General features: G+C 48.3%; 21 protein-coding genes. 13 read left to right on the top strand and 8 right to left on the bottom strand.

Going from position 1 to position 21,143, the window contains the following annotated elements:
- Nucleotides 1-135: 135 nt before the first annotated feature.
- Nucleotides 136-2,880 (top strand): preprotein translocase subunit SecA, encoded by a 2,745-nt coding sequence (gene secA, locus XMA152_RS06205; RefSeq protein ID WP_173481270.1) that lies wholly within the window; start codon nucleotides 136-138, stop codon nucleotides 2,878-2,880.
- Between the two features lie 91 nt (nucleotides 2,881-2,971).
- Here secA and XMA152_RS06200 read toward each other — a convergent pair whose 3' ends face one another.
- From XMA152_RS06200 to XMA152_RS06190, 3 genes are read right to left on the bottom strand one after another with little or no spacing between them, the layout of a single operon-like run.
- Nucleotides 2,972-4,063, bottom strand: coding sequence for a hypothetical protein (locus XMA152_RS06200; RefSeq protein WP_173481269.1), 1,092 nt, complete (start codon nucleotides 4,061-4,063; stop codon nucleotides 2,972-2,974).
- 2 nt (nucleotides 4,064-4,065) lie between these two features.
- The gene (gene glpE / locus XMA152_RS06195) at nucleotides 4,066-4,386 is read right to left on the bottom strand and encodes a thiosulfate sulfurtransferase GlpE (protein ID WP_173481268.1); all 321 of its coding nucleotides are present in this window, start codon (nucleotides 4,384-4,386) and stop codon (nucleotides 4,066-4,068) included.
- A 19-nt stretch (nucleotides 4,387-4,405) separates the two neighbouring features.
- Nucleotides 4,406-5,215 carry a symmetrical bis(5'-nucleosyl)-tetraphosphatase gene (locus XMA152_RS06190; protein ID WP_173481267.1) on the bottom strand — a complete coding sequence of 270 codons (810 nt, stop codon included), beginning with the start codon at nucleotides 5,213-5,215 and terminating at the stop codon, nucleotides 4,406-4,408.
- 71 nt (nucleotides 5,216-5,286) lie between these two features.
- On the opposite strand from XMA152_RS06190, the gene XMA152_RS06185 reads away from it, so the two are divergent.
- The 9 genes from XMA152_RS06185 to XMA152_RS06145 are packed head-to-tail and all read left to right on the top strand — an operon-like array spanning nucleotide 5,287 to nucleotide 15,080.
- Nucleotides 5,287-5,799, top strand: coding sequence for a DNA-deoxyinosine glycosylase (locus XMA152_RS06185; RefSeq protein ID WP_173483060.1), 513 nt, complete (start codon nucleotides 5,287-5,289; stop codon nucleotides 5,797-5,799).
- 34 nt (nucleotides 5,800-5,833) lie between these two features.
- Nucleotides 5,834-6,304 carry a peptide-methionine (S)-S-oxide reductase MsrA gene (gene msrA / locus XMA152_RS06180; protein WP_173481265.1) on the top strand — a complete coding sequence of 157 codons (471 nt, stop codon included), beginning with the start codon at nucleotides 5,834-5,836 and terminating at the stop codon, nucleotides 6,302-6,304.
- The gene (locus tag XMA152_RS06175) at nucleotides 6,292-6,969 is read left to right on the top strand and encodes a glutathione S-transferase (RefSeq protein WP_173481264.1); all 678 of its coding nucleotides are present in this window, start codon (nucleotides 6,292-6,294) and stop codon (nucleotides 6,967-6,969) included. The genes msrA and XMA152_RS06175 overlap by 13 nt, the downstream gene beginning before the upstream one ends.
- A gap of 34 nt (nucleotides 6,970-7,003) precedes the next feature.
- Nucleotides 7,004-8,221, top strand: coding sequence for a multidrug effflux MFS transporter (locus tag XMA152_RS06170; RefSeq protein ID WP_173483059.1), 1,218 nt, complete (start codon nucleotides 7,004-7,006; stop codon nucleotides 8,219-8,221).
- A 2-nt stretch (nucleotides 8,222-8,223) separates the two neighbouring features.
- Nucleotides 8,224-9,591 (top strand): ribonuclease J, encoded by a 1,368-nt coding sequence (locus XMA152_RS06165; protein WP_173481262.1) that lies wholly within the window; start codon nucleotides 8,224-8,226, stop codon nucleotides 9,589-9,591.
- Nucleotides 9,592-9,607: 16 nt separating this feature from the next.
- The gene (locus tag XMA152_RS06160; protein WP_173481261.1) at nucleotides 9,608-10,381 is read left to right on the top strand and encodes an NRDE family protein; all 774 of its coding nucleotides are present in this window, start codon (nucleotides 9,608-9,610) and stop codon (nucleotides 10,379-10,381) included.
- A 3-nt stretch (nucleotides 10,382-10,384) separates the two neighbouring features.
- A complete protein-coding gene (gene leuE, locus XMA152_RS06155; RefSeq protein ID WP_173481260.1) occupies nucleotides 10,385-11,020 on the top strand; it encodes a leucine efflux protein LeuE in 636 nt (211 codons plus the stop codon).
- 42 nt (nucleotides 11,021-11,062) lie between these two features.
- Entirely contained in the window at nucleotides 11,063-14,380 is a 3,318-nt protein-coding gene (locus XMA152_RS06150) for a response regulator (RefSeq protein WP_173483058.1), read from the top strand.
- A gap of 7 nt (nucleotides 14,381-14,387) precedes the next feature.
- The gene (locus tag XMA152_RS06145) at nucleotides 14,388-15,080 is read left to right on the top strand and encodes a tRNA (guanosine(46)-N(7))-methyltransferase TrmB (protein ID WP_173483057.1); all 693 of its coding nucleotides are present in this window, start codon (nucleotides 14,388-14,390) and stop codon (nucleotides 15,078-15,080) included.
- On the opposite strand, the gene XMA152_RS06140 is transcribed toward XMA152_RS06145, so the two are convergent.
- The 4 genes from XMA152_RS06140 to XMA152_RS06130 are packed head-to-tail and all read right to left on the bottom strand — an operon-like array spanning nucleotide 15,075 to nucleotide 17,679.
- On the bottom strand, nucleotides 15,075-16,055 hold the full coding sequence (locus XMA152_RS06140; RefSeq protein WP_173483056.1) for an LPP20 family lipoprotein: 981 nt from the start codon (nucleotides 16,053-16,055) through the stop codon (nucleotides 15,075-15,077). The genes XMA152_RS06145 and XMA152_RS06140 overlap by 6 nt on opposite strands.
- A complete protein-coding gene (locus XMA152_RS06135) occupies nucleotides 16,052-17,059 on the bottom strand; it encodes a CsgG/HfaB family protein (RefSeq protein ID WP_173481256.1) in 1,008 nt (335 codons plus the stop codon). Before XMA152_RS06135 ends, XMA152_RS06140 begins: the two co-directional genes overlap by 4 nt.
- Nucleotides 17,040-17,168: a hypothetical protein gene (locus XMA152_RS12700; protein WP_256368157.1), complete on the bottom strand. Its 129-nt coding sequence runs from the start codon at nucleotides 17,166-17,168 to the stop codon at nucleotides 17,040-17,042. Before XMA152_RS12700 ends, XMA152_RS06135 begins: the two co-directional genes overlap by 20 nt.
- Nucleotides 17,169-17,175: 7 nt before the next feature.
- Nucleotides 17,176-17,679 carry an LPP20 family lipoprotein gene (locus tag XMA152_RS06130; RefSeq protein WP_173483055.1) on the bottom strand — a complete coding sequence of 168 codons (504 nt, stop codon included), beginning with the start codon at nucleotides 17,677-17,679 and terminating at the stop codon, nucleotides 17,176-17,178.
- A gap of 169 nt (nucleotides 17,680-17,848) precedes the next feature.
- On the opposite strand from XMA152_RS06130, the gene XMA152_RS06125 reads away from it, so the two are divergent.
- The 3 genes from XMA152_RS06125 to XMA152_RS06115 are packed head-to-tail and all read left to right on the top strand — an operon-like array spanning nucleotide 17,849 to nucleotide 20,306.
- Nucleotides 17,849-18,118, top strand: coding sequence for a hypothetical protein (locus tag XMA152_RS06125; protein WP_173483054.1), 270 nt, complete (start codon nucleotides 17,849-17,851; stop codon nucleotides 18,116-18,118).
- A 14-nt stretch (nucleotides 18,119-18,132) separates the two neighbouring features.
- Nucleotides 18,133-19,773, top strand: a complete 1,641-nt coding sequence (locus XMA152_RS06120; RefSeq protein WP_173483053.1) for a SulP family inorganic anion transporter — start codon at nucleotides 18,133-18,135, stop codon at nucleotides 19,771-19,773.
- Between the two features lie 35 nt (nucleotides 19,774-19,808).
- Nucleotides 19,809-20,306: a DsrE family protein gene (locus tag XMA152_RS06115; RefSeq protein WP_173483052.1), complete on the top strand. Its 498-nt coding sequence runs from the start codon at nucleotides 19,809-19,811 to the stop codon at nucleotides 20,304-20,306.
- On the opposite strand, the gene XMA152_RS06110 is transcribed toward XMA152_RS06115, so the two are convergent.
- Complete coding sequence (locus XMA152_RS06110) at nucleotides 20,303-21,106, bottom strand: ion transporter (RefSeq protein WP_173481251.1); 804 nt, start codon at nucleotides 21,104-21,106, stop codon at nucleotides 20,303-20,305. The two genes, XMA152_RS06115 and XMA152_RS06110, sit on opposite strands and share 4 nt — an antisense overlap.
- Nucleotides 21,107-21,143 lie beyond the last annotated feature (37 nt).

Genomic DNA, 21,143 nt, shown 5'->3' with positions numbered 1-21,143 from the left:
TATAAAACAGGGCCGACTTAGATCGGCCCTATTTTTTTGCAAAATAGCTAAGGGTTTACTCAGTAAAAGGTTGTTTTTAGGCTGAGTGCCCCCATAAAAAACTTAATTAATAATGACTCACTAGTTGACCCAATCATGCTTACCTCTTTCCTCTCTAAAATTTTCGGCAGTAAAAACGATCGTGAACTTAAACGTATGGGCCGCATCGTTAAACAAATTAACGAACTAGAACCCGAGTTTGAATCACTCAGTGACGAGGGGATCAAAGAGAAAACGGCTCAATTTAGAGAGCGACTCGAACAGGGAGAGTCTCTAGATAAGCTCCTACCTGAAGCCTTTGCCAACTGTCGAGAAGCGTCAAAACGCGTGATGGGTATGCGCCACTTCGACGTTCAGTTGATCGGTGGTATGACACTGCATGATGGCAAAGTGGCTGAGATGCGCACCGGTGAAGGTAAAACTCTGGTCGCTACGCTTGCGGTCTATCTAAACGCAATCTCTGCCAAAGGTGTTCACGTCGTAACCGTCAACGACTATCTTGCAAGTCGTGATGCAGAGTGGATGCGTCCACTCTACGAAGCACTGGGTCTATCAGTGGGTGTCGTTGTGTCAGGTCAGGATGGTGAGACCAAACGCGCTGCCTATGCCTGTGATATCACCTACGGTACCAATAACGAATTTGGTTTTGACTACCTGCGCGACAACATGGCGTTCAATCTGACCGATAAGGTTCAGCGTGATTTCAACTTTGCCGTGGTCGATGAGGTGGACTCGATTCTGATCGATGAAGCACGTACCCCGTTGATCATCTCAGGTCCTGCTGAAGACAGTTCAGAAACCTACAAAGCGATCAACACACTGATTCCACATCTGACTCAATTTGAAGGTGAGATTGATGTCAAAGATGAGACGCAGGTGATCAATGAAGATTTCCACGTCGATGAGAAGAACCGTACCGTTGAGTTGACCGAAGCGGGTCATGAAAAAGTTGAAGGCATGTTGATCGAAGCGGGTCTTCTTGCGGAAGGCGATAGTCTCTATGCTCCGCAGAACCTAACCCTGCTGCACCATGTCCTAGCGGCACTTCGCGCACACCACCTGTTTGTTAAAGATCGTGACTACATCGTTCAGGGTGGTCAGGTTGTCATCGTCGATGAGCATACCGGTCGTATCATGGCGGGCCGTCGTTGGTCAGAAGGTCTTCACCAAGCTGTTGAAGCGAAAGAGGGTGTTGAGATCCAGATGGAGAGCCAAACCCTAGCGTCGACCACCTTCCAGAACTACTTCCGTCTCTACAACAAGCTATCGGGTATGACCGGTACAGCGGATACGGAAGCGTTCGAGCTACGTCAAATTTATGGTCTGGACGTAGTGGTCATTCCGACTAACCGTCCGATTCAACGTATCGATTACAACGATCTGGTCTACTTGTCGATCGAGGATAAGTTCGAAGCGATCGTTAAAGAGGTTAAGCACTGCCAAGAGCAGCAACGCCCAATTCTAGTGGGTACTGCGTCAGTCAGCTCTTCTGAACTTCTTTCGCAGATGCTTGATAAAGCAGGCATCAAACATAACGTACTGAACGCCAAGCAACACGACCGAGAAGCGGGTGTCATCGCTGAAGCGGGTCGTCCAGGTGCAGTCACCATTGCAACCAATATGGCCGGTCGTGGTACCGATATCATGCTTGGCGGTAAGCTTGAAGTTGAACTTGAAGCACTAGGTGAAAATGCTACAGAAGAGCAGATCGAAGCCGCTAAAGCGGATTGGTCTAAGCGTCATGAAGCGGTGCTTGAGGCGGGTGGTCTACACATCATCGGTACTGAGCGTCACGAGTCTCGTCGTATCGATAATCAGTTGCGTGGTCGTGCTGGCCGCCAAGGTGACCCAGGTTCGTCACGTTTCTTCCTGTCACTTGAAGATGACTTGATGCGTATCTTCGCTTCCGATCGTGTTCGTAACATGATGAAAGCGCTAGGTATGGAGAAAGGTGAAGCGATTGAGCATAAGATGGTCTCCAATGCCATTGAGAAAGCTCAGCGCAAAGTGGAAGGCCGAAACTTCGATATTCGTAAGCAGCTTCTTGAGTATGATGATGTTGCTAACGACCAGCGTACCGTCATCTACGATCAGCGCAATGAGTTGATGTCGAGCGATGATATTTCTGAAACCATCGATGCGATCCGTGAAGAGGTGGTTAACGACACCATCAGCACCTTTATTCCACCTGAGTCACTCTCTGAACAGTGGGATATCCCGGGTCTGGAAGAGGAGATCAAAACACGCTTTGCCGTTGAGATGCCGATTCAGCAGTGGCTAGATGAGGACGATAACCTCTACGAAGAGACACTGCGCACACGCATTCTTGATCAGATCGTTGAAGTGTATCGCCAGAAAGAGGCGTTGGTCGGAACCGAATCCTTCCGTAATTTCGAGAAGCAAGTGATGCTTCAAGTGCTGGACCAGCTTTGGAAAGAGCACCTGCAGACGATGGATCTACTTCGTCGTGGCATTCACTTACGTGGTTATGCTCAGAAAAACCCGAAACAGGAGTACAAACGTGAGTCGTTTGAACTGTTCCAGGGGCTTCTAGAGAACATCAAAGCCGACGTTGTTCGTATCATCAGCCACGTTCAAGTGCGTGCTCCTGAAGATGTTGAAGAGATGGAGCGTCAGCGTCGTGAAGCGGCTGAGAAACAGGCCATGGACTTCAAACACGATGCTGCGACGGGAATGCAGGGTGAAGAGACTGATAGCGGTATTGAAGGCGAAGAACAACCAGCAACCTTCAAACGTGATGATCGTAAAGTAGGGCGTAACGAACCTTGTCCTTGTGGATCAGGCAAGAAATACAAAGCCTGTCACGGTAAGATCTCTTAAGCAAAATCGATCATTAAAGGCTGCTCATTGAGCGGCCTTTTTTGTGCGCGTTACTTTCGATCGGTTATTTTCTAGCCGTTATTTTGAAGGGTTAAGCAGAGAGAGTCGACAATCTCTCAATCTGTCTGCGACGCAACTCAGATCCTAGCTCGGCACCCGAGAATCCATCAGCCATCACCTGTTTTGGCTGAACAGCTGCGACTGACTCAACGGCTGTCGCTAAGTCAGCAGAGTTGAATCGGTTATCCTGCTGCAGTGCGTCGTGAATATGGATCAGAGGCTCAGCGGCGGTGGGTTGCTTGATCAATTTAAGATCGTTGATTAACTGAAGTTTTTGTTCGGCATCAGCTGTTGGGAAATTCGACAGAGTCGCTGAGTGTCTAGAGAAGGCAATAGCTAGCGATTTGAAACGGTTGGGGACTTTGAGTTTGAGCGCTAAGGCGTCAACCTCCTCGGTGCTCAGATTCGCAAGGTGGCACAACAGAGCAAATCGCTCCTCAGCCGCTTCAAGTAGTGGACTATCGACGCTATGCAAATCCTGCAACGCAATCCTGTCCAGTGGTGCCAGCAGGTAGTTGGCATGACTCTTTGCTAAGGTAGTTAAGAACTGACTGGGTGTCTTAGTATTTAGCGCTCGCTCAAACTCCTGCCAAACCCGCTCTGTGGTCAGATGGTCCAGCTCACCCGAGGCGCTCATACCCTGCATTAATGCTAGGGTCTCAGGTGCGACTTTGAAACCAAGGTGGGCAAAACGCGCATGGAAACGGGCCACACGAAGTACGCGGAGGGGATCCTCTAAAAAGGCGTCAGAGACGTGCCTGAGTAGGCGAGCATTTAGATCTTTTTGGCCGTTGAATGGGTCGGTAATGACGCCAGTATCACTCTTGGCCATCGCATTAATCGTCAGGTCTCTCCTGAGTAGATCCTCATCCAGGGTGACGCTTGGATCAGTATGGAAGGTGAACCCTTTGTAGCCGCGGCCACTTTTGCGTTCGGTTCTGGCTAAGGCATACTCTTCGTGCGTTTCAGGATGGAGGAAGACGGGAAAGTCACTGCCAACCGGCCTATAACCCGCTTCAAGCATCGCTTCTGGTGTGGCACCGACGACGACCCAATCTCGGTCTTTAACCTCAAGACCGAGTAGTTCGTCACGCACAGCACCACCCACCAGATAGATCTGCATGGTTAACCTTTTTCGCAGTGCTCAGGGAAGGCCAATACCCAGCGTTCAAAACCGCCATCAATGCTGTAGACCTCTTCAAAGCCACGCTCACAAAGGAAAGCGGCTGCAGATTGGCTGCTCATACCGTGGTAACAGCAGACAAGAATGGGCGAATCGAATTCGTGGCTATCGATGAACTCTTGTAGGTTGTCATTGGTTAGATTAACAGCGCCTTTGATGTGATTGTTGGCAAAGCTCTGTCCATCACGAATGTCGGCTACAACGGCGCCTTTCTCAATGAGCTCTAGGGCATCTTTTGCAACGACGTGTTTAAATTGATTCATTTAGTATCCTTAGTCATTCTTAACGATTTAACTCTTGGCTTGAGATCGAGAAGATCGATCCATCCTCTAGTCTCAAAGCCGTTAACTCTCCGCCCCAAACACATCCGGTGTCGAGAGCGTAATGATTGGGTGCCACTCGCAGCCCTAATGCCGCCCAGTGACCGGTAATCTGTTTGTGAGAACTGACCTGTGTCGGTAGTTCAAACCAGGGGAGGAAACCCTCAGGCTGTTCGTCTAATCCACCGTTTGCGTCAAAGTCCAATTTACCAGAGGGTTTAATATAGCGCATGCGGGTGAAGTAGTTAGTGATCGTTCGCAATCGATCGAAGCCAATGATCTCATCTTTCCATTTGGCGGGTTTATTGCCATACATCTGTTCGAAATAGTGGACGGACAGGGTGCTGTTTAAGCAATCAGTCACCTCTTTCGCCAGTTGCTCAGCTTGTTCTAAGGACCAGATGTGGGGAATGCCTGCATGGGTCATCACATAGCCTAAGGCGTCACAGCGTTGAATCAGTGGTTGTTGTATAAGCCAACTCAGTAACTCATTGCGATCTTGCGCCTGCATGATCGGTTTTAATGTTTTTCCTACCTTTCGATCGACACCTGAGGCAAGTGCTAACAGGTGCAGGTCATGATTGCCAAGAACAATGCGCGCGCGAGGTCCAAGTGATTTTATAAATCGCAAAACCTCTAAGGAGTCAGGACCTCGATTAACCAGATCGCCAGCAATCCATAGCTGGTCATCTTCACTGAATTGGAGTGAATCAAGTAGGGCGATCAGTGTTCGATAGCACCCTTGAATATCTCCGATGGCATAGGTCGACATTGCGTTGTTAAAACCGCTTAGTTAGGCTGAAAGGCCATAGCATATAGGAATTCTTCAGTGGACCCAAAAGGATGATTGATCACTCGTTTAGCGCAGTCTGCAATACGAGCACTAAACTGCTAATCCTAGGCTCACTGCCTGGTAAAAAATCGATCGCTGAGCAGCAGTACTATGCCCACCCTAGAAATGCGCTTTGGCCTATTCTGTGTGACTGGCTGCAGATGCCAAATTCAATGAGTTACGAACAGAAGTTGGCCGCAGCCTTGGAAGGTGGGATTGGGTTTTGGGACGTCGTTGCTGAAGCCGAACGGCCGGGATCACTGGATTCAGATATCAAGTCATCGACTGTTCACTACAATCCAATTGATCAACTCATCGAGAGCTTGCCCAAGTTGAAGTGCATTGTTTTAAATGGCGGGGCAGCGATGAGGCTATTCAAACGAGCTGGGTTTGATCAGTTTGCTAAAGCAAAGGGGATAGACTTTTTTCAGCTGCCGTCGACCAGTCCGGCGCATGCATCGATGACCTTAGATGAAAAAAGAGTTGCGTGGCACTCTGTGCTGATCGACACTCTGAAAGAGTAACGTACATCCATTCGATATTATTGGAGGTGTTTGTATGGCATTAGCTACATTTGCTGCAGGTTGTTTTTGGGGTGTTGAACTGCGATTTTCCGATTTGACGGGTGTGACCGGCACTCAAGTGGGTTACATGGGCGGTGCTCTCGATCAGCCGAGCTACCAGGATGTCTGTACTGGCCAGACGGGTCATGCCGAGGTGGTGCAGATCGAATTTGATGAACACCTTATCGCGTATGAAGCCCTTTTAGACTCTTTTTGGCAATGGCATGATCCCACCACGCTGAATCGACAGGGACCTGATGTTGGCACGCAATATCGTTCAGCGATCTTTTATCAAGATGATACGCAACGCATCTTAGCGGAGCAGTCAAAAGCGGTTCTTGGAACCAGTGGCGTGTTTGCGAACCCTATCGTGACTGAGATTGTGCCGGCTCAAACCTTCTGGCCTGCAGAAGAGTACCATCAACAATATCTTAAAAAACGAGGCGCCTCTGCATGTGGAATTTAGCCACATCCAACCAATCCGCTCTTAAGTTGATTATTGGTAACCACAACTACTCAAGCTGGTCACTGCGTGCTTGGTTTTTTATGAAGCGATCAGGCCTCTATTTTGATCTGGAACGTTTAGCCCTGTTTGAGTCGGACTTCCATGAAAAACTCTCCCAATACAGTGATGCAGGGCGTGTGCCGGTGCTGATCGATTCTGAGCTTCAGGTTTGGGATTCCCTAGCAATCTGTGAATACCTCAGTGAAGCGCATCTAGCAGGATTAGGTTGGCCAGAATCCCTGCAAGATCGTGCTAAAACGAGATCCATAGTCTCTGAGGTCCACTCTGGTTTTGCCAATCTAAGGCATGCGCTACCGATGAACTGCCGTGCACAGCGATCGATCAGTGTGTCTGAGACGGTGCGATCAGAGATTGAGCGTATTGATCAGATCTGGAGTGATCCTTGGTTCATTAATGCTCGCGAGAAGGGAGTCGACTTAGGTATACTAGATGCATTCTTTGCACCGATTGCTTCTCGTTTTCATACCTATCAGATCGAACTGACAGAGCCTGCCTCACAATACCGAGATTGGCTGCTGCAGACCCCAGAGTTGATGGAGTGGTATCAACTAGCCTCAGAAGAGACTGAGGTGATTGAAGACGAAGAGGTAGGTACACCTCTTTAACTCGATTGATGCCACGCGCGTCATTTGGAATGGTATGAACACCAAATCTCCCATTAAGCCAGAGTTTTTGCTCTTGATGGCCGCTTTGCAATGTCTAATGGCGCTCTATGTCGATGCGATGTTGCCTGCCCTGCATGAAATTGGATCTGATCTTAACGCCCTCGACAACAACCGTTATCAGTTTGTTATTACTAGCGTTATGTTGGGTCTGGCTGTAGGGCAGTTTTTCTATGGCCCCCTTGCCGATGCCTGGGGTCGAAAGCCTGCGGTCTATCTTGGCTTTACACTGATGCTGATCGGCACCCTGATCTCTCTGTTTGCAGAGACCTTTGAGGTCATGTTGGTGGGACGAGTGTTACAGGGGTTAGGTGCAGCGGGTCCGCGTGTTGTTACCATGGCGATTGTGCGTGATAAATACGTTGGGCGCGACATGGCGCGTGTGATGTCACTGATCATGACCATCTTTATATTCAGTCCCGTTGTGGTCCCTATGCTGGGCCAACTGGTATTGCTTGTCGCCGATTGGCGAGCAGTGTTTGGCATGCTGTTGGTGCTGACAACGGCGGCCTGGATCTGGTTTTCTCTACGCCAAGAGGAGACGCTTAATCCAGAGCATCAATCGACTCTCTCCTTTAAACCAGTGATGAAGGCGATGCGTCAGGTTGTGACGACCCGCGAAGGGTTTATCTACACCTTTGCCGGCGGCTTGGTACATGGATCATTGATTGGCTTTTTGGTCTCCGTACAGGGGATACTTCAAGGCATCTACGATACTGGCGCACTCTTTCCGGTCTACTTTGCAATGATGGCGCTTGGGGTTGGGATATCCTCTTTCATGAACTCAAAGCTGGTCTACCGCTTTGAGCTCAGAAAGTTGGTCATCTTTGTCATGGCGTTATCGGGTCTAATTTCATTGCTAGAGGCGATCGTCATTGGTGCTTGGCAGCTGACGGTTCCTCTACAGGTGTTTATCCTGATGATGATTGTTACGACCTTCTTTTTTGGCTTGTTGTTCGGCAACCTCAACGCGTTGGCAATGGCGCCCTTCGGTAAAATCGCAGGTGTCGCTTCAGGCACTATTGGGGCCTTTACCATGTTGCTGGGTGTCTTGGTTGGCTCGCTGATCGGCATGCAGTTTGATGGCACTGTTCTGCCTCTACTGATCGGATTCGCGGTTACAACCCTATCAGGCTTAATGTTAGTGATTCTCTTTTCAAAACCCAGAGTGCAACGTGTTGAGGTGCCACACTGATCATGAGTGATCAAACATCAGCTCTGCTCTCACCCGGCCAGGAAGATCTCTGGTTTTTGCCCTTAGGGGGTTCAGGCGAGATCGGTATGAACATGAATCTTCTCGGTCACGCCGGTGACTGGATCATGATCGACTGTGGTGTCACCTTTGACGAGGTGGTTGATCCTGAATCGCACCGCACTGCAGCTGTAGTGTCAGCCGACCCCAAGTTCATCTCGCGTCAAAAAGAGAACCTTAAGGGAATTGTCATAACCCATGCCCATGAGGATCACTTGGGAGCTCTGCCGTTCCTCTGGCCACGCTTGAAAGCACCCGTATACGCTTCGCCTTTCGCGGCAGAGGTGCTAAGAAGAAAACTGGCACAGCATGGCTTAGATGGCCGAGTACCTATTCATGTGATCAACCAACGGGAGCGATTTACTCTCGGTAACTTCACCCTTGAATTTCTACCTATTACGCACTCGATTCCAGAAGCACAGTCTCTGCTTATTGAAACGGCTGTTGGTACGGTACTGCACACCGCCGACTGGAAAATCGATTATGACCCAGTCATTGGTGAGCCGTTCGATGAGTCACTCTATAAAGGGCTCTCTAAACTGAATATTCGTGCACTGCTTTGTGATTCGACCAATGCGCTGAAACCGGGAATGTCGAAATCAGAGTCGATCTGTTATCGCGGCATTTTGAAACAGCTGGAGTCGGTTCAAGGTCGAATTGTGGTCAGTTGCTTTAGCTCCAATTTGGCCCGCCTTGTCACAGTTGCCCGTGTAGCAGATGCTTTAGGTCGACGCTTTGCTCTGATTGGTCGTTCTCTAAAAAACATCTACTCCATCGCCAAAATGACCGGTTACTGGCCTGATGAGCTAGAACCCATTGATGAGTCTCATTTGGGTTATCTTCCAGCCGAAGAAGTGTTCGCGATTGCGACCGGTAGCCAGGGAGAAGAGCGTGCAGCACTGAATCGCTTAGCGCTAGACTCCTATCCTCATTTTTCAATGGAGGAGGGCGATCTGGTGTTGATGAGTTCGTTCCTTATTCCCGGAAATGAGCGGTTGGTAGAGCGGATGTTGGATCGTTTTAAAGCGCGCAAAGTTAAAGTGGTTGAATCGGCCACCAGCTCGACGCCGATTCATGCATCTGGCCACCCTTGTCAGGCTGAATTAGCCGATATGTACTCTTGGGTACAACCGATTATTGCGGTGCCATTGCATGGTGAGCCTGAGCACATCAAAGCGAATGCCGAGATTGCTCGTAAGTACTCCGTACCGGTTCAACTGATCGGTGAGAATGGCGATCTCTACGAGTTGGCGCCAGGTCATCGTATTCACTATGCCAAGGTGCCCGCCGGCCGTCTTGCTCTCGTTCAATAGCGGTCTGATTTTTGCAATGTGTCTGTTAGCTTTCAACTGGCGTCCTAACCACACTACCCCGTTACTCTTGGTAGCCAATCGAGATGAGTTCCATGACAGGCCAGCTCTGCCTATGCACTGGTGGCCTGTTCATCGAAGTGACTCTTCAGAGGTGTTGGCCGGCCAAGATTTAAAAGCCAAAGGAACTTGGTTGGGGTTCAATCGCTCTGGTCGATTCGCATTTTTGACGAACATTCGCCCTGGTTATATTGGCGTAGAGGGCGCTCGCAGTCGGGGTGAGATTCCACTGCTGTTCTTAAACTCAAACGAATCAATCCAGAAGATTGCTCAAGCGTTAAAAGAGAATAGAGATCAATATGCCGGCTTTAATTTGATTGTTGGTGAGCCTGGGGCGTTGTTTTGGATGAGTTCAAACAGTCCTGACCTTCAGCCAATAGAACCCGGAGTACATGCTCTGAGTAATGATGCACTTGATACTCCATGGCCTAAAGTGACACTGGCACGCCAACAGATCTCCGAACAGGGTGTGTTGCTAGAGACTCAACTGAACGGATCTGGTCTATTAATGGACCCTAACCTAGCGAATGACGCTGAACTTCCAGATACCGGTATCCCTGCCGATTGGGAGCGCTTACTCTCTTCTCAGTTGATTATCAGTGAAACCTACGGCACTCGATCTCGCTGCTTGTTCCGACTATCTGGTGGTCAGTATGATGTTGTTGATCAGCAGTTAGATAAAACCGGTGCTGTCGTGTCAGAACAGCCGTTTAGTTGGTTTGTCGGGGAGTAACAGATGTTTGGAATAGTGGATTTCTACACCTATCTTATTGGGACAATCATTATTATTTTGCTGCCCGGTCCCAACTCTATGTACGTCGCTACGGTAGCAGGGCGCCGTGGCGCTCTCGCAGGGTTTCAAGGCGCGGCGGGTATTTTTGTAGGGGATCTGACGTTGATGACACTGTCAGTCGCCGGTGTGGCGAGCCTGATTCAAACCACCCCAATTCTCTTTACGCTGCTTAAATATGCCGGTGGACTCTATCTGATGTGGCTCGGTTTTGGTCTGCTAAGATCGCTTTTCACTAAACCTCAAAACAGTGATTCGGACATCGATTTGCCCAAGGACTCTAAACACCCGTTTAGAGTAGCGCTGACGATCAGCCTTCTTAACCCCAAGGCAATACTCTTTTTTGTCTCGTTCTTCATTCAATTTGTCGATCCAAGCTACGACAACCCCTGGCTCTCTTTCGCCATTTTGGGTCTGGTTGTTCAACTCTGTTCACAGATCTATCTTGCGGTGTTGATTCTTATGACGATCTATTTCAAGTCTCTTCTAGCAGAGGGGGGGAAACTTTCAGGCTTTGCGAAAGGGTTAGCGGGATCACTGTTTATGGGGTATGGTCTTAAACTAGCACTATCAACTAACTAGTGTTCAGTTTTTGTATTAATAACCCGATCCTTTGGTCCAGGTATGAAGCTTATATTGAAAATAGCTCTATTGTTAGCGTTAACACTACAGGCTCCCCGGATCGCTGCTTCTGATGCCGAATTACTCTCTCAACTGAGTCAACAAGAGCGTGACTATCTCGAGAATAAACAGACCATAAGAATGCCCACCTATAGCAATTGGCGCCCCTTTAACTATGTTGATGCGGGTCAGCCGAAAGGCTATCTAATTGACTTAACTCGACAAATTAGCCAAAAGCTAGGTCTTGAACTGCGCTTTGTTAATGGGTTTGAGTGGTCGCAGCATATGGAAAAATTGGCCGATGGCCAGTTAGATGTTGTCGGTAATATGGTGCTGACTGAAGAGCGCCAACAGCGCTATCTTTTCAGTGAAAAGCAGACACTAGAACTGTTGACTGGGCTAGTCAGTTTAAAAGGGTACACGCGCTTTTCCGATCTGGATGGTCAGATTGTTGGTATTCAGAAAGACTCAATTTTTGAGAGCTATTTTAAGAAGCATTATCCTCAGGTTCGCTATAAAGAGTACTTATCATTTGATGAGATGATGGCCGCTCTGTTGAACGGTAAGGTTGATCTCTTTGTAGAGAACTATTCGATTGCCAACTATCTGATCAACCATACCCACCTCTTTAATGAGGATCTGCAAGTTAGACTGCTAGAGTCTGAATCGGGACTGCAGTTAAATATGCATTTTGCGTTTAACCCGCAAGATAGAATGCTGAAAACCCTTTTTGATAAAGCCTACGATAGCTTCAGCCCTGATGAAATCAGGGCGCTACAAGAGCTGTGGGGCATGGTGCCAAACAGTGAATTGAGCCCTTTCACTAAAGAGAGCTTACAAAAGCTGCTCTATCTCTTTTTCGCCACACTGGGCGTCATATTTCTGCTGCTTTACCGCTATCTACTTCTATCGAAACAGAGCTCAAAAATAGCGCAGATTAACAAACAGTTAGAGCAAGAGCGTTCTGAACTAGAGCGTTTGAATCAAGCTTACGCGGAACAGGCGGCAAAAGTTCAAACCTCTGAAAAACTCTCAAAAGATTATCTCAATGCCTTAACTAAGATGGGTAATATGTTTGCCGTCATAGGTGTTGAGAGCCTGAAGGTGATCGATGCTGACGATAAGACCGCTCAGTGGTGGGGATATCATTCTGCTAAAGAGGTTATCGGTAAAACGATACCTGATTTGATGGATATCACTCCAGAGTTTGCCCGCCAATTTCACCTTGAAGCTAAACGCCAAGGTGCCGTAATCCGATTTCAAAAACAGCTGCGCCCAGCACCAGGTTCTGAGGCTAAAATGGGTGAAATCTGCTTGATCTATCAGCCGGCTAAAGATGGAGTCGAGGCTCATACCATCCGTTTAATGCGCGATGTTTCGGAAGAGCAGGCACTCCGTCAAGCATTAACTGATAAGGCAGAAGAGGCTGAAAGACTCTCGCGGGTTAAAAGCGAGTTTTTGGCCAATATGAGTCATGAGATTAGGACACCCATGAATGCGGTACTGACCTTGGCTCAAACCTTAGCGCGTGCTGAAAACGCCAATAAACCCGTGCTCGAACAAGCGAAAAAAATCCTAAGAGCGGGGCAGTCATTACAAAAGCTGATCGACGATATTCTGGATTTTTCTAAGATAGAGAGCGGTAAGCTGAAACTGGTAACGACCGAATTCTATCTGGCTGAACTGCTTGAAACCCTTGCTCTACTCATGTCCAGCTCAGTTAAAAGTAAGAACGTTCACCTGGCGATTACACCGAGCTATCAGGGTAACATCAAAATATCAGGCGACCAGCAACGCCTGGAACAGATTTTGATCAATCTGATCAGTAACGCGATCAAGTTCACTTCGAGGGGCTATGTTGAGTTGACGGTTGATGTGATCAATGCAGACTCTGTACCCCGTCTTCGCTTTGCGATTCGTGATACTGGCATCGGCATGAGTGATGAGGTTTTAGCTAAAATTCTAAGGCCTTTTGAGCAGGGCGATGGTTCGATAACGCGTAAATTTGGGGGGACTGGTCTAGGGCTTAGCATTACCCAGCAACTTCTCTCATTAATGGGAAGTGAGTTAAGTTTTGAGTCCCAGCAGTTCCGAGGCACTACCGTCTCCTTCGAATTGACTCTGCCTGTGAAGGTTATTGAACCTGATCCTATAACAGAGGCTAGAGTTCTTATTGCCTGTAAAAACCCCTTTACACGTAACTCTCTTGTGGCCGTTGCCAAAGCCATGGGTCTAGATCATGAAGTTGGACAGACGCAGAGTTATCTGATCTATCAACTCGTTTCAGCCATAAAGGCGGATCGCTCCTTTGACTCTGTCATTGTCGATGAAGAGATGTCCGGTAAAAACTTGCAGCGTCTAGAAGCAGAGATCCAGAGTGAGTTACAGAGCAAGGGCGTTGATTGGTCTGGAAAACTGGCCACTGTAACCAGTCCTGTCAGTCATATTGAAGAGTTTGAGAACAGCCCCTATGACTGTTTAATGGAGCCTGTTACCAGTTCTACATTAAAACGCATCATCAATTCTGATACCCAGCCTGAGACAGAACAGATTCCCAGTCAGCGGCTTTTGAACCGAACACTGTTAGTGGTCGATGATAATCTTTTCAACCGTGATTCTGCTCGCGAATTTCTTGAAGCTGAAGGGGCCTCAGTGCTTCTTGCCAATGATGGTAGTGAGGCGATCAAACTCTTAAGAGAGGCAGAGTCATCGATAGATTTGGTATTGATGGATGTGCAAATGCCAGTCATGGACGGTCTTGAGGCGACTCAAAGGATTCGTGCCCTGCGGCGGTTTGAAAACTTACCCATAATCGGTTTGTCGGCAGGCGCCTATGCTGAGGATATTGAAAAGGCTTTAGAGTCCGGCATGAATAACTACATCACTAAACCGGTCGATATTGATAAAGCCGTTGTCGCTATTGCAGAACTGATTGCGCCTGAAGCACTGACGGAAAATGCGATCTCAACAAACACCAATCATTGCGATATAGATAGGCCTCGAAGCTACTTTGATATAGCACTGGCTAGAGATTATTGGAGCAGTGATAAAACGGCTAAAAAGTATGTTGCACAATTCATTGATAAATATGCCCAAACTCTTGAGTCGTTGCAGCAAGAGTCCGAAGAGCTAAATGTTGAGTTTATCCATAAAATTACGGGCGCTAGCAGTATTTTAGGAATGCCACAGCTCACCGAAAATCTACTGCTTCTTGAAGCCCATCTTCGCAATGGAAAGAATTTATCGGCTGAACAGCTCGCCACATTGGTGGCTGTTTGGGCAGAGACAAAGCGCGAAGCTTTGACAAGTTTGGAATCATAAATAACCGATGAGTAAGCAAGAACAGGGTATCTCTAAGGTCGTGACAACCAATCAGGCCGGTTTGCATGAGCGTCTCGATGAAATTGTATTGCGTAACTTAAATAACCCATTTCGCAAACCCATTGCCGACCATACTCAGGTCGCCTTTGATCAGGTGACCGATTGGCTCAAAGGTCGTTCCGGAGAGCTTATCTTGGACTCTTGCTGTGGTATCGGTGAAAGTTCACGTCATCTTGCCAATCGATACCCAGACGCCAATGTCATAGCGGTTGATCGTTCTGCTCATCGTCTTAGTAAGCACGAAAACTGCTTCACGGGTGAGCTTGATAACCTACTCTTTGTGCGAGCGGATCTAATCGACTTTTGGCGCCTTGCTACCGCTTCAGAGTGGCGCCTAGCCAAGCATTTTATTCTCTACCCCAATCCTTATCCTAAATCAGCTCAGGTTCAGAGGCGTTGGCATGCCAGTCCTGTATTCAGTGATCTATTGACCTTGGGTGGGGAGTTAACCGTTAGAAGCAACTGGAGACTCTACATCGAGGAGTTCGTCAGGGCACTGGCGTTGGCGGGTCATGAAACTAGCGTACAGTTATACAGCGCTGACCAACCGATGAGTGCATTTGAACGGAAATATTGGGAGAGCGGTCAGCAGAGCTGGCAGTGCCTAGCGCAGCTTTCAGAGTCTGGTGCAGCTTTATAACCCTAAGATCCTAAGAGCCTCTTCATCCTGTATGCGTCTGTTGAACGCTTGAACCAGCCCCGCCTTGGCCGTCGACTCAGAGGCTGATGAAGCCGATTTAATCGACAGAGTTGTGGCTTGCTCAACGTTAGATTGATCACCCAAAAAGCGGAGTGATAAATTGGCCTTGGCAATGTGAATGCCATAGGCGCTACTGATATCTTCATTGACCTGGCACTCGACGGTTATAACACCAGATGAGGGATTGATCTCAAAACCGGCCTCTAGGATTAGACGCTCCAGTGAGTCTTCAAAACTCATGCAGCTTTGATCGGTTTTTAGCATTACAGGGTGGTTGGTTTGGTAATCTTTAATGGCAGATTCAGTGTCTGCAACCTGGTTGCTGTACTTTTCCGCAATCCCCGATTCACCCAGCTGTTTCAGAAGAGATATTAATGGCTGTTGAGTCTTTAGATCGGTTAGCTGTTGTCGAGCACTTGCCCAGTCAGAGAGAGTCTTGATTGGCAGTGCAGAGGAGGTGGTTAATCTGGGGCCTATTTCGTTAATGAGGTTATTAATTAAGGCCGTTTTTTTCAACGCTAGCAGGGTCGCCGTTCGTTGCGGTGCAATCACATCCTGTTTAAGGATCTCATATCCACCCAAAGGCAAACGCTCGGTTCTGCTTTTAATTAATGACTCCACCTCTCGCTCAGTGTATTCACGACTATCGCTAACCGACGAAAGGCGCTGCTCTTGTGTGCTGGATAGTTGAACCAGCAGTCTCTCGGCAAGATGTGCTAATGCAGCCTGCTCAGAGGCTTGTGCGCTGCCTCCTTCACCGACACCGTAAAATTGATCACCACTGTTGACGGGCGGGCTCATCAACCAATCAGGGGTCTTAAGTTCAGCGACAAGGATGACGGGTTCTCTGCTTGCACACCCAGTCGTTACAAAACTGGTCAACACCAGAATAGCGAGGATGAATCTGCGGGTCATAGCTGGTTCTCTAAACGCGCCTGTTCACTCTTCTGACGTTCAACACGCAAAATGGCTTGGTTAATGATCTTGTTGGGCTCTTTTACCAACTGATCGGCTAACCGGTAGAGCTGCTCAGCTTGGCTAGTTTTACCGAGCTGCTCTTTAACAACGGCTAAATTGTAAGCCGCCACATAGCATTGGTCACCTGTACTGGTTAGAAGCTCGGAGAAGAGCACTTCAGCTTTGTCGATGCGGTGATCCTCAACGTACTCGATACCATACTCCAAAAGGTCCTCTTGCTCGCTGCTGTAGTCGATCTCTGGATCATCGAGCAGTTGCACTATGACAGTTGCCTCATAGGGAGCTATGTAAGTCATGAACTGATCGGTGATCTCATCAGCTAGGTTGCTTAGGACACTCTCGGGTGTTGGAAGAGAGTAGGCGCTGTCACGACAAGCATCGTGACTCTCTTTTGCCGTGAAGCGTTCAGAGAGAATCAGGTCCCCGCGTTCAGTATCAACGAGTCGGATGGTAGCGTGCAGGTTGGAGTGCATCTCATCACAAGGGATGTAGCGCTCACGAGTTTTTTTGCACTTCTGATCGGCACACTCAACACGAGTAACGTAGTAGAGCGAGTAGTCGGTGGTCTGAATCTCCACCTCACCAGTAATCAGTCCTTTCGCACCGATCAGCTGACCGATCTCAACAGACGTCTGTTCATCGACTAGCCCAGAGTGTTGAAGTTTTTGCTCGTCTAAAATTGATTCAAGATCCTTACGGTTGACCACGGTAAAAAAGGTCTCACCTGCCACCCTATGGTTGGTGACTCGAGATTCAATGCTGTTCGCCACACCGGAGTAGTCATTCTCAAATGGAAGCACCGCAACGACTTTGGTGGCGGCAGCCCGATCACTGATGGCTGGATTGATCAGGGTAATCTTAGCGGTCGATGAGCAGGCCGTAAGAAATAAAGCGGTGACCGCTAGGCCAAGGCTTTTTAATTTACAGTTTGTTAAGTTCACGCTCGGCACTCTGTTGTTGCGCTTGAGGAGAGGGGTCTTGCATCACCTCGTTAGAGGAGCAAGCCGAAAGTGATAAAGCTATCAGTAGTAGAGTAAATAGAGGTTTCATCAACAACTCACTTATCTAGTTGATCAATCTGAGAGTCGATCGCGTTATTGATCGTCGCTTTTTCAACGCCCAGCAAAATGAAGATGACCTCTGTTTCAGGGTGCTGCCAGTAGCTCACTTGTTGTGAGTTATTAATTGTCAATTCGGAGGTTTGTCTTGCGACTTGAGTGACGACGCGTTCAGCCGTCATCTCATCGGCACCCGTTGAACGTTGATAGGAGTCTAGTTTGCTTTTAATCTGAGCCTCGACCTGTTGTGCGATATCAGCACGAGCATTAATGGCTGCCTCTTTACGAGAAAAATCATACCCTAGCTTGCTCAATGGAGCAGATCCTACGCCGACATAACGATCAGCCTCCATGTAGCCACCACAAGCCCAAATAGGTGCTTGTTCACCATGGATGACGCATTCGCCACCTTCGACTAGATCGGGTTTAGGCAGTTCACTGCTGCAGCCGGCAAGGGTTGTTAAAAGTGTCGCAGTCATCAGTAACTTGGTGCGTAGGTTCATGATCATTATCCATTAGAAATTACTCATATGATGGTCACATATTTCCATAGAAATGTCAGGGTTATTTTTAGATGAAAATTGACACTCAACGGAATAAAACTCACCCGTGTGATTACCCCTTTACGGACAGATCACGTAAAATAACCAAAATCACAAATCAGAGTCTGTCATGGATAACCGCAGAAAAATTCGCGCTGCCGTCTCTCTTCTCTCGTTCATTGGGATTGTTGCCCCATTTATGTTTTTAATGGGTGCCGAAAATACCGAAGAGGCCTTTAATGAAAATGCCAGTTGGGTGATTAAAAATACGCTGGTGTGGATTGTTGTGATGTCTCTGCTGTTGATCAAGAATCCTAAGTTTTTTGGCGACGAAACCCCCTTCGATATACTGCTTCGTTACGCTAAACGTCTGTTTAAATCGAACGCTTCTGACCGATAGTGAGCCGTTGATCAATGCTTAAACTGAACGCACTATCTCTCTCTAATCTTCGCGGTGATCTGCTCGGTGGTTTAACCGCTGCGGTGGTCTCACTCCCTTTGGCGCTCACATTTGGTGTCGCCTCTGGCGCTGGCGCAGAGGCGGGACTCTATGGTGCGATCCTAATCGGTCTCTTTACCGCGCTGTTTGGTGGAACCTCTACGCTGATCTCTGAGCCTACTGGGCCTATGACCGTGGTGATGACCGCTGTGATCAGCACTCTAGTGGCTGCGAACCCTGAAAATGGTCTGTCTATGGCGTTTACCGTGGTGATCATGGCAGGGATATTCCAGATCGTGTTTGGTTATCTCAGGTTGGGCAAATACATCACCCTGATGCCCTATGCGGTGGTTTCTGGCTTTATGTCAGGCATCGGATTCATACTGATTATTCTGCAGATAGCCCCTGCGTTAGGGCAATCTCCACCGGCGGGCGGGGTGGTTGGTACCGTAACTCATCTGCCAGAGTTGATCATGAACGTGCACTTCAGTGAGTTGTTGCTGTTCTTGGTGACACTGGGTGTGTTGTTTAAAACGCCTGAAAAATACAAAAAGTTCGTGCCGCCTCAGTTGATTGCACTGGTTCTTATTACTCTGGTCTCTGTGATCATCTTTAGCAGTGATGGAGTCCAACGCATTGGTGAGATCGATGTGTCACTGCCTTCAATGACCTTGCCCTATTTCACCTATGATCAGCTTCAGATTATGTTGGTCGATGCGATGGTGTTGGGCATGCTTGGTTGTATCGATTCAATGCTTACCTCGGTCGTGGCGGACAACCTGACCCGAACAGAGCATGACTCCAACAAAGAGCTGTTTGGACAGGGGTTAGGCAATATCATGTCTGGTCTGTTCGGTGGTCTACCAGGTGCCGGTGCCACTATGGGCACCGTGGTCAATATTCAGTCCGGAGGGCGAACACCACTCTCAGGTGTTATAAGGGTTCTAGCACTGGCAATAGCTGTGTTTGGAGCAGGTTCATTGATCGAAAATATCCCTTTAGCGGTGCTGGCTGGTATTGCGGTAAAAGTGGGTGTCGATATTCTGGACTGGTCGTTCATTAAACGGGTTCACCTAGTCTCTAAATACAGTACGATGATCATGTATGCCGTCCTACTGTTAACGGTCTTTGTCGATCTGATCGTTGCGGTGGGTGTCGGTGTCTTTGTCGCGAACGTCATCATCATCCGTAAGTTATCCGATGTTGAGGCTGAGAAGGTTCGCTCTATGTCCGATGTCGATGATGAGATTCCTCTGACCCCTGAACAGCAGTCCCTGTTGAATGAGGCGAATGGCCGTATCCTACTGGTCTACCTTTCGGGAGCGATGATTTTTGGTGTCTCCAAAGCCTTAGCCCGTGAGCGAAAAGACATCGCTAAACACGATGCGGTTATTTTTGATCTCAGTGACGTCAGTTATTTAGATGACACCATGACGCTCTCCATTGAGAACGTCATACTCGAAGCCTTAGATCTTGGTAAAGAGGTGCGTCTAGTTATGGCACCGGGCGCTGAGAAAGATCGATTGATTCGCCTTGGCCTTGATCAGCGCCTCCCGGTTGATCGTATAACAGAATCAAGAACCGAGGCATTGAGGCAGTCACTTTCCAGTTTATAAGCTAAGCTGAAGCTAAAGAGATTTGGAGGTCTACTATGTTCAGTTTGATCTTTAAGACAGTTCGTCACCTGTTACTCAGGGTATTGCTTCCGCTCAGTCTGCTCTTTTCAGGCGCGGCCTCAGCTAAAACGGTTAAAGAGATCCTTGCACTTGAAGAGGCGCCACCAGGAGTGGTGTTTGAAATTTTGGCGCCTAATCCACAACAGTGGCAACGGATTCAACCTCGTTTGATGGGTGCCATAGACTCTTTGCGATCAGCTTTTCCAGATCTCGATATTGCGGTGGTTAGCCACGGCAATGAACAGTTCGCTCTGACCACTGAGAATGAGAGTAAGTTCCCACTTCTGCATCAAGGGGTTCGTGATCTAGGTGAATCTGGCGTGGATGTGCATGTGTGTGAAACCTTTGCGAGTTGGAGCAACGTCACTGCAGAGGCTTTTCCAGACTACGTAGACGTTGCCCCTTCCGGTCCCGCGCAGATCAATAACTACGTTGCGATGGGGTATCTGTTGGTGGATCAGTTCGCGTTTTAATTCGCTCTCTGATTTAACATCTCTTTAATCTCAGCCAGCTGTTTTTGAAGATCAGCGATGGTTGGCTCATTGGCCTCGATCGCTTCCTCTTTAAGGATGCGCTCATGCTCCTCATTCATCACATTGACGACAATACCGATCACCATGTTCAAGAAGGCGAAGGCCGTTAAGAATATAAAGGATAGGTAGTAGATCCAGCTTAGACTGTAGACCGTCATCGTTTCGTACATGACATCGGTCCAATCCTCAAAGGTCATCACCCTAAAGAGCGTCAACATCGACACTGCGACATCACCCCAAAGGTCAGGGTTAATCGCAGCAAAGAGCGTCGCACCAATGGCAGCATAGACGTAGAAGATGATGAACATCAGCAGAAGGACGTACCCTAGCTGAGGCAGTGCTTTGATCAACGAGTTCAGCAGCATGCGAAGCTCTGGAATGATGCTGACCATTCGGAAGACGCGGAACACGCGAACTAGACGTGCGACCAGAGCGGTATCGGCCTGACTGACAGGGATCAGGCTGATCACAACCACTAAGGTGTCGAATAGGTTCCAGGGATCCTTAAAGAAGGTGCGCTTGTTCTCATCGGCAATGAAACGAACCGTGATCTCGACCAGAAAGAAGACGGTAACAGCGATATCCAGCCAACCAACAATCATCTCAGCGGTGTCAGAAAGGTCAAAGGTCTTGGCACCAATAAGGAGCGCCGAGCCAATAATCACCGCAATTACGGTGAGCTCGAAGAGTTTGTTAGAGCGGATTTTAACGAGTGTCGATAGTAAAGCGTTGCTGTTCATTGGCTTAGAAATTCACTACATAAAATGGACGCTGATA

This window comes from Marinobacterium sp. xm-a-152 (assembly GCF_013282965.1).
Taxonomy (GTDB): domain Bacteria; phylum Pseudomonadota; class Gammaproteobacteria; order Pseudomonadales; family Balneatricaceae; genus Marinobacterium_E.
The sequence above is the reverse complement of the archived record's forward strand: the minus strand, read 5'-3'. Positions and strand labels throughout refer to the sequence as shown.